This is a genomic window from Armatimonadota bacterium, assembly GCA_017993055.1.
GTDB lineage: Bacteria > Armatimonadota > UBA5829 > DTJY01 > DTJY01 > JAGONM01.
The window spans coordinates 22,555-30,135 of the sequence record JAGONM010000039.1; the positions used below are offsets into that span (position 1 = coordinate 22,555).

General features: G+C 67.2%; 7 protein-coding genes. All 7 read right to left on the bottom strand.

What is annotated here, in order from left to right:
• Window positions 1-12: 12 nt before the first annotated feature.
• Entirely contained in the window at window positions 13-1,617 is a 1,605-nt protein-coding gene (locus KBC96_13020; protein MBP6965315.1) for a proteasome accessory factor PafA2 family protein, read from the bottom strand.
• Between the two features lies 1 nt (window position 1,618).
• Window positions 1,619-1,813 carry a hypothetical protein gene (locus KBC96_13025; protein MBP6965316.1) on the bottom strand — a complete coding sequence of 65 codons (195 nt, stop codon included), beginning with the start codon at window positions 1,811-1,813 and terminating at the stop codon, window positions 1,619-1,621.
• Between the two features lie 27 nt (window positions 1,814-1,840).
• Window positions 1,841-3,478 (bottom strand): proteasome accessory factor PafA2 family protein, encoded by a 1,638-nt coding sequence (locus tag KBC96_13030; protein MBP6965317.1) that lies wholly within the window; start codon window positions 3,476-3,478, stop codon window positions 1,841-1,843.
• Between the two features lie 24 nt (window positions 3,479-3,502).
• The gene (locus tag KBC96_13035; GenBank protein MBP6965318.1) at window positions 3,503-5,161 is read right to left on the bottom strand and encodes an AAA family ATPase; all 1,659 of its coding nucleotides are present in this window, start codon (window positions 5,159-5,161) and stop codon (window positions 3,503-3,505) included.
• Between the two features lie 62 nt (window positions 5,162-5,223).
• On the bottom strand, window positions 5,224-6,237 hold the full coding sequence (locus tag KBC96_13040; protein MBP6965319.1) for a Mov34/MPN/PAD-1 family protein: 1,014 nt from the start codon (window positions 6,235-6,237) through the stop codon (window positions 5,224-5,226).
• A 40-nt stretch (window positions 6,238-6,277) separates the two neighbouring features.
• Window positions 6,278-6,550 (bottom strand): hypothetical protein, encoded by a 273-nt coding sequence (locus KBC96_13045; protein MBP6965320.1) that lies wholly within the window; start codon window positions 6,548-6,550, stop codon window positions 6,278-6,280.
• Between the two features lie 44 nt (window positions 6,551-6,594).
• On the bottom strand, window positions 6,595-7,458 hold the full coding sequence (locus tag KBC96_13050) for a hypothetical protein (protein MBP6965321.1): 864 nt from the start codon (window positions 7,456-7,458) through the stop codon (window positions 6,595-6,597).
• Window positions 7,459-7,581: the final 123 nt, after the last annotated feature.

Here is a 7,581-nt window from a genome sequence, read left to right on the forward strand (position 1 = left end):
GCAGTACGCCTCTCAGCTCTCCCGAGGCCGGGACCGCGCCGCCAAGTCCGACCAGCGCTCGCAGGCGATCCACGGGTCACCAAGGTCGAGCAGGCGGCGCCCCTTTGTGTCCTCGATCACATCCCAGGAGCAGCGGTATCTGTCCTCCTCCGCCGCTACGCGCCTGATCACCTCGCCCCGCACGCGCGCCCTGCCGAGCGCGGGCGGCTCAGTCACCGCGGTCTCAGGGTCGCCGACGCCCTCCACCCGATGGTTCAGCGTGCCGGACGAGTCCATCGAGGCGAAGACCCCATCCGAGGCTATCTGCCCGTACCGCGCGTCAATCTCACAGATCTCATGGCGGAAGCGGGAATCACCCCCGCCGGCCGGAGCATCCGGTTCGCCGGGTGCCGGACACCGGCCGGCCGCCTGGGGAGCGAGCCATGCCGGGACCTCCATCTCGAGCAGGCCCCCGGTCGCCTGGTCGAGTCCTCTGCGGATAGCCCGGTAGAACCGCGCGCGCCTCATGACGGGATCGTCGTTCTCCTCGCCGGGAGTCTCCCGAGAAACGTCCGGGGCGGCCTCGGGGGCAACCATCCTGCTCCAGTCCACGCCGCGCTCGCGCGCGAAGTTGCTGTAGAGCGAGTGCTTGATAGCCCAGTCGAGCGTCCTGTCCACCGACCCGGGCGCGCACTCCAGCCGGTCCAGTATGCTTCGCCATGCCACGCAGACCGCGGGTGCCCAGTCCGGCATGAACGGCGCTCCGGAGTTCGACTCCGCAAGTTCCAGATAGTGCCGCTGCACGCGGAGGGCCGTAAGCGGCTCTCCGCAGAGGCCCTTGACCTCAGCCCGGCAGTTGACATCGCCTGAGAACCGCTGCATCGCGACGAGCGGGTCCACGAACCGCACCGCGTCGCCCGGCCTGAGGCCACCCTCGATCATGGCGACGACGAGCGCAGTAGCACCGATCTTGAGGAATGAGGCGGTCTGGGAGCAGAGGCTCTCGCCGCACAACAGGTGCAGGCGGTTGTGCCCCCTGCAGAGCGGCTCGTTCTTCGTGTGGAAGATGCCGCGGTCCATTGTGGACTCGTTCGAGACGGCCCGCATCATGTGGGGCACACGGGGCGACAGGATGAACCGCAGCCTGGACGACGTGTTGTCGAAGCCGCCCGCCCCGGTGTACACCAGGCGCGTCACGAGGTGAGGTATGATCTGCATGGAAAGCTCGTCCGGGTCCGCACGGTGCAGGTAGCTCTCGTGGCATCCCCACGTAGCGCCGCTCGAGTAGCAGACGTTGGATCGAAGGAAGAACGCCTCTGAGACCTCGGCACTCGACGAGACCATGCGTTCACGGAGCGACGCGAGTATCCGCTCGCCCGCCGAGACATGGCGCACCGCTTCCCAGGGGTTCGTGCACTCGGGCGTAGCGTACTCCGGGTGGAGCCCGCAGTCCACGTACATGCAGGCCCCGTTCTGCAGATACAGGCGGCTGTCCATGTGGCCCTTCAGGTGCGGCAGGCCGGAAGCTGCGGCGCGCCACAGCAACCCGACCGAGCCCTCCGGCGGGAGGCATCGCTTCCGCTCGTCCAGGGCCGCGAAGGCGTACTCGGTCTCGACGCCGAACATCCGGCCGGCCATCTCATTCGCCTCCCTGCTGCCTGGTCGAGTTCAGAAACGCCAAGCTGTTACCGGAGAGGGCGCGGTTGATCGCGTCCAGGCCGGCCTCGACGTGCGACTCGCCGCTTCGCCTGAGTTCGGCCACGTCGGCGCCACCCCCGGCGCCTCCCAGCGCGGGCCGGGTTCGCTCGGGCCTCTGTCGTTCATCGCTTCTCATCGTCTCGAATCCTCCTTTCGTGTTTCATCAGCCGCGGGTGCGGACGTAGGTTACGCGCCTCTCAGGGGCGCCGTCGGGATCGGTGGCCCCCAAGGCATCCAGAATCTCATCGAGCGGCGGGGCTCCCTCGAACAGCCCGCCGGTCTCACGCTTGGTGAATCGGATGGGGGACGGCATGTTCAAGGTTCTGTATTCCGGCCACCATCCCGAGGTCCTCATCCTGAACCGGACTGAGTCCCAATCCACCCGATCCACCACCCCGGGGCCGGCAGTTCGGAGGAGCATGGCCCGCGTGTAGGCGCGGGTGTCTTCGGGCGGGTTTTCGGTGAAGCTCTCGATCTCTTCGTCGGTGACTAGCCTCTCCACGAGCCCGGCGTTCTCGCAGGCCCAGTAGAGCCCCTCGAACGGGTCGAGGTTGCTGTAGGCGAGGTCGAGTCGCCTCGTCTCGGGAGAGTCCCAGTCGAGCCGCGAATACTCGTCCATCGCGCGCTCGATGAGCGACAGCTTCAACACCCAGTCAAGCCGCGGCATCAGTGAGTCCATGTCGTTCGCCTTCAGCTTCGCCAGGGTGTCGCCCCAGAGATCGAGTATCGAGGAGGCTTCCGGGACCAGCCCGTCGCAGCCGCCGCTCTCGACGAACCGCGCGGCCATCTCGCAGAACCGCATCTGCAGTTCGACGGCCGTGACCGGATCGCCGGAGGCGGTCCTGGCGGTCGCCGTGAGGCCCGGGTCGTGGCTCCACTTCACCACCGCCTCGACTGCGTCGTCGAGAGCGAGGTTCGGGTACGTTACCTCGGCCTCGATCATGGAGAGCACGATCTGCATGACGCCCGTCTTGAGATAGTTGGCGGCATGGCACATGTTGCTGTCGTAGAAGATGCAGTGCAGCCTCGCCAGGGCGCCGTCCGCGCTGCCGTGCGGGCCGCACAGGGGTTCGTCCCGGCTGTTCACGATCGGCCGGTGGGAGGTCGTCTGCACGCCCGTGAGATGCTCGAAGAAGTCGGCTCGCTGGGACAGCTGATAGGCCGCCGGCTCGGTCCCGTTCTCGAACCCGACCTTGCCCTGCCCTGCGAAAACGATGCTCGACGCCTGGTACGCGGCCAGGAAGAGGAGCTGGTGAAGCTTCCGGTTGAACATGCCGTCCCAGGTGCGTCGGGGGATCAGAAAGTTCATGTGGCTGCCGTACGCGTTCCCCAGGCCGTCGCTGTTATTCGCCAGCACCTGGACGCTCCGCCCGCCGCCGAGCTTCTCATTGACCTCGACCGCCGCACGGCGCGCTATCCGGAGCATCGCGTGCCAGCACGCGAGCCAGTCCCTCGCGCCCGTCACCTCGGGGAGGCAGAGCTCCAGGTGGTTCAGGTCTATGTAGATGCAGCCGCCGTTCCCGGCCAGGAACTTCCGCCCCCAATCCTGAGAGTACGATCCCGGCGCCGCGCTGCAGGTGCCGTACCGGCTCTCCCAACCACCGCCCGCAGCATCCTGGCCGTACTCCCGGCCGCTCACGCCGCGCACTTCCCGCAACAGCGCCCTCGAAGCCTCGTAACCAGTGCCGTTGGCACGCTCCATGCCGAGTATGAAATTCCCCAGCTCCATGTCGGCGCCGCAAATCTTCGGGCATCGCTCGACGCCTGCGTCGGGCTCCGCTGAATGCCGGTCTTCGCTCATTACTATCCCCTTTCGCTCACTGGGTCACGCGATATGCAGGTATCGGTGCGCCTGCACCCCTCCGGCGACTCTCTCCACGGCCACGACGTCCACGTCCTGCGGAAGGTCGAACAGGTAGGCGTGCGCGTTTCGGACGCTCAGGGTCGTCGCCAGCCTTTCCATCGCCTGAGACACCGCGCGGTCCATGTCCGAGACCCTCATCCCGCGTGGGCCGCCGGTCGCCTCGCGACACGCCGCAGCCGTCTTGGCGGATTCGCAGATCTGCTTGATGAGCCGCCCGCTTACAAGCTCTCCTGCGGTCACCCGGCGAACGCTTCCGTCACGGAACCTGATGTCGGCCAAGTCGCCTCCGCCGTTCGGGCTGTACAGCCTCGCCACGGCGGCATCCACTATGTCCCGGCGGGTCTCCGCGGGCGAGCCGCTGTCGGAGGCATAGGGCATCTCCTCGGATAGGTGAATCTCGAAGATGGCCCTCGCGCCCCGGGCATCGGGCCGGGGCACGTATATCTCCGTCGCCGAAAGACGGTCCAAGAATGCAGGGTCCATCAGGTCCTTGCGGTTCGTCGCGGCCAGGAAAGCCACGTTGCCCCGGTCCACGAAGCCCTCCAACTGAGTCAAGAGCGCCCCAAGCGCGCGGTCCGAGTGCTGGCCGACGACGCTGCCCCGAACTCGCCCTATAGCGTCTATTTCGTCCAGGAACACCAGCACGTAGCCGTCCTCGGCGGCCTCGCGAATCGTGCTGAAGAAGTTGCGGATGTTCTCCTCGGTCTTCCCGACCCACATGGAGTCCCAGTCGCCGGGATTTACGATGCCGAGCCGGCACTTCCTGCCGGTTATCCGGGATATCTCGGAGGCGGCGACGCGGGCCATGGTCGTCTTGCCGCACCCCGGCGGCCCGACCAACAGGACCGAATAGCTCTTCTCCATGTGGTAGGACTTGGCTAGACCCGGAGCCTTCAGGGTCAGCGTGAGCCGGTCGAGAAGCTCGTCCACACATTCTTCCTGGCCGCCGATCATGTCCGTGCTGATATCCGGAATCTCGTACTGGAGCAGCTTGTCGGCCCCGGGCGCTTCGAGCCGCTCGAGCAGCATCCACGCCGACCTGTCCCAGCGCACGGGGTCGCCGATCTTCAACCCGACGTCCTTCATCGCGTCGGCAAGCTCGACGACCATCTCGATGTCCCTGTCCTTGATCACGGCGCGCCCGTCGGACGTGTAGCGGTCAAAAACTGCGACCTCACCCCATCCGACGACGCCGGCCTCGGACTTGCCCATGATGGCGTTCATCCCGTTGGAGAGGAACACTTCGTCGCCGGCATGGAGGGACTCGGGCCTGATGCCGTCGGCGAACTCCACCAGGTGTCTCGTGTTGTTCGCCAGCGTCATGGCGAGCGTCCTGTCGCCGACCCTGGTCGCGTACAGGTAGACCGCGGGCGTCCACGGTGTTGCGCCCAGCATCTCGATCGCGGTCCGGGCCTCGATCAGGTCCGCCCGCGCCTGCTCGGCGCCGGTCTTCAGGGCGTCCAGACGGCTGAGCATCAACTGGTCGAGCTCCGCGGCGGCCTCAGGGGAGAGTCCCCGGATGCGGCCGATGAGGGCCAGTCTCTCTTCGATCGGCGGCGCGCCTTCCCCGGTCGCAAAAAGCGTGTCAAGGCCCGGGACATGGGCGAGTCTTCTCAGCATTTCAGTTACCTCATATTCCTCAGGCAGAAGGGCTGGCGGACGGCCCTGCCGCGCGGCCCGTCCTACCGCAGATAGAAACCTCGATACTCGATCACTCCGTACCGCCATCCGTAGACCGACCAGGTGGACGCCCAGTCGCCGGATTCCCTTTGAACGTCGCTCACGAGAAGGGCCACGCTGTAGGCCGCCGGGAAGACGGTCTCATGCATCCGGCGGTCCTCCGGGCTCAGGAAGTCGCCGCTTCTCCGCCCGCAATCACTGCCGCCGCCAGACCACTCCCGGGAAGGGTGGCTGTGCCACCACCCCAGCATCAACTCGCCGCGTCCGCGCCCGGACAGAACCGATCTGGCATCCGTCCATGTCTGTTCGGTGAACAGTACCCTGGTCGCGCTGGCGGCGGTGTGCTTCGCCGGAATCTGGGCGGTGACTTCCACGAACGCCTCGGGAACGGAGGAATCCCTTCGCAGGTGCCCGAGAAGCACACCGCCCGTCTCCGAACCGCCGGCCGCTCTTGCCAGATGGGCGGTTTCCCGGAGCACTCTCTCCGGCATGAACACCGGAATATCGTCTGCCTCGATGAGGCCGAACTGTCTGGAACCGGCCCGCAGGTTCTCCAGCGAGCTCTCGGCCAGGGAGAGCCGCTGCGCCGATTCCTCAATGGTGAATCCCCGCGAAGCGGAGGCTCCGGAGGCGGCCACCATGGGCCGCGCGGTCACCAGGTAGAGGATCCGGCGGTCCGCGCCGCCCGCCGATCCTCCCCGCGCCTGCGCGGCCAGTTCCATCGCCGCGGCGCTCCAGTAGTCGTTCGAGAAGTCGCACGATACGCGACGCCCGTTCGCGCCGGGAACGGAGACCCGGAAGCCGCCGATGCACGGTTCGCCGGCCTCCGGGTGCCAGATCGGGTCGACGGAGGCGTCCGAGCAGGGAGGCAGGAAGTTCAGCCCGTCGCGTCGGACGGCCTGCAACCCGGTCCATGCCGCAGCCCTGTCCCAGTCCGGCACTATGGTCCCGCACCGGAGCACACTGCCCCGGTCGTCTATCAGCGCGATCGTGTACTCGTAACCGCTTGATGCCACGGCGGAGTCTCCTTCCCGGATTCCGTTCGTGCGCGGCGGGCTAACCCGCCGAGATGCTGCGCTGCACCACCAGGGTATCGCCCTCCTCGAGAGCGTCGCCTACCGTCTCGGACGAGTGCAGGTGTCGGGCCTCCCGCTCGAGGAAGGCCTGGCACGGCTCGTCACGATCGTTGCGGAGCATGCCGAGCTTCTCGCGCATGCCTTCCATCAACTCGCCGATCGTGGCTTCACGGCTCACGTCGCGAAGCGTGAACGACTTCTGCTCGGACGTGTCCTTGAGCTGCAGCAGGCCGATCGTTCCCGATCCTTCCATAGTGGATCCTCCTTTCCGCCCTCGGGGCGTAATCTCAGGGGCGGCTAGCACCGGCCCTGAGCGGCCAGGTAGAGCCTGGCCAAACCTTGATCCGTGAGCGCCTCGGCCTCCCGGGCGCAGAGGGCGCAAGCCACCGAGAGCGACGACAGCGCGTGGTTCATCTCTGCCGGGGCCGCCCCATCGGGCAGAACCGCCTCGAATCCGAACCGAAGGCGCTCGCCGTCCCGGCAGCGGCTCATCACCGGCCGAGCCATCCTGACGACTCCGCCCGCCCTGAGGAGCAGGGCGGAGATCGCTTCCTGACAGGCGGGGTGCATCGGTTCATGCTCGCCCAGAGAAACACTCGCGCGAACCCCTCCGCCCGGGCATCCGCTGATCCGGGCGCGGTACGTCCTCCCGGGCTCTCCGACCGCCGCCGACAGCCCATCGCGGCGCCGGGCGGATTCCCAGCCGGCCTCCCGGACGATCTCGTCGAGGCCCGAAGAATCCTCCGCCGGGGCATCGTCTTCCTGAAGCGCATCTCCGTTCGGCCGCGCCCGCAGGACTTCAGCCAGCCCGCCACACCCCGCCCTCACCCAACGCTCGAGGTCGGCGCCGTCCAGGGGTATCTCGGCCCGGAGGCCGACGCCCGATCCGTCGTGAGGGAGCACGAGCTTCCCTCCGCCTGCGATCCGGGCGTTCAAGGCGAGCAAATCCGGCAGCGGCGTCCCGCCGAATGCCCTGCGGACGCCTTCCGGGTCAGCCTCGATGCAAAGCCAGTCGTCCCGTACCTCCGCGAGGGCAGCCGGTACTCCGCCGCCGACCGGCAGCCGCCACCTGAGAAGGCCGAGGTATTCCGCCGGATGCCCGCAGGTCTCCAGCATCCCGCCGATCGTGTCTTCGTCTCGCCGCCTCATGCAGACAGCCATTGACATTCCTCAATCCTCGTTCGCTTCGACCCTGAGATCGAGCCTGCGCCGCCTCAGAGGGCGTCTGTCCAGCGGGAAGCGGTCGAGATTATGCCTCGCCCACTGGCAGGCATCGTGATTCAG

Excerpts from the sequence above, each read along its gene's own strand:
- KBC96_13020 (MBP6965315.1), bottom strand. The coding sequence starts at position 1,617 with ATGGCCGGCCGGATGTTCGGCGTCGAGACCGAGTACGCCTTCGCGGCC.
- KBC96_13025 (MBP6965316.1), bottom strand. The coding sequence starts at position 1,813 with ATGAGAAGCGATGAACGACAGAGGCCCGAGCGAACCCGGCCCGCGCTG.
- KBC96_13030 (MBP6965317.1), bottom strand. The coding sequence starts at position 3,478 with ATGAGCGAAGACCGGCATTCAGCGGAGCCCGACGCAGGCGTCGAGCGA.
- KBC96_13035 (MBP6965318.1), bottom strand. The coding sequence starts at position 5,161 with ATGCTGAGAAGACTCGCCCATGTCCCGGGCCTTGACACGCTTTTTGCG.
- KBC96_13045 (MBP6965320.1), bottom strand. The coding sequence starts at position 6,550 with ATGGAAGGATCGGGAACGATCGGCCTGCTGCAGCTCAAGGACACGTCC.
- KBC96_13050 (MBP6965321.1), bottom strand. The coding sequence starts at position 7,458 with ATGGCTGTCTGCATGAGGCGGCGAGACGAAGACACGATCGGCGGGATG.